The sequence below is a fragment of the Mesorhizobium sp. M4A.F.Ca.ET.090.04.2.1 genome, from assembly GCF_003999085.1.
Taxonomy (GTDB): Bacteria; Pseudomonadota; Alphaproteobacteria; order Rhizobiales; family Rhizobiaceae; genus Mesorhizobium.
Genome location: NZ_RZOT01000984.1, coordinates 1 through 661, shown reverse-complemented (window position 1 = coordinate 661; position 661 = coordinate 1). Strand labels below are relative to the sequence as shown.

The following is a 661-nucleotide window of genomic DNA, read 5'->3' as shown; positions in this document are numbered from 1 at the left end:
CCCCTCATGTCCTCGATCCGCCCGCTTATCCCGCTCCTCATTGCCGCCGGTATCCTGCTCGGCGGCAATGGACTGCAGGGCACGCTGATCGCGCTGCGCGGCGCGCAGGAGGGCTTTTCCGCCCCCGTCATCGGCCTTATGGGCACTTTCTATTTCGCCGGCTTCCTGCTCGGCTGCCTGGCCGTTACCCGCATCCTGAAGGCAGTCGGCCATGTCAGGACCTTCTCGGCGCTCGCCGCCACCGCCTCGGCCGGCACGCTGCTGCTTGTGCTGGTCATCGATCCTATCATGTGGTGCGCGGTGCGCTTTGCCGGCGGGTTCTGCTTCGCCGGCCTGTTCACCGTGATGGAAGCCTGGCTCAACTCCGGCGTCACCAACAAGGACCGCGCGCGCGTGCTTGCCATCTACCGCATGGTCGACATCGGCTCGGTCACCAGCGCGCAGTTCCTGATCCCGATCTTCGGCGCCGGCGGCTTTGCCATCTTCGCCATCATGTCGATGATGATCACGCTGTCGCTGGTGCCGGTCTCGCTCGGCGACCGCTCCAACCCGACGCCGCCGGAAGACGTCAAGCTCGACCTGCCGCGCGTCTGGCGCATCTCGCCGCTCGGCTCGATCGGCTGCATCGCGGTCGGCGTCACCAATAGCGCCTTCCGCACGC

At 66.9% G+C, this 661-nt stretch carries 1 protein-coding gene; it reads left to right on the top strand.

The features are described from left to right. Positions 1-6 precede the first annotated feature (6 nt). Positions 7-661: MFS transporter (locus tag EN781_RS33630; protein ID WP_127400784.1), on the top strand; the 655-nt coding region annotated here is incomplete at its 3' end.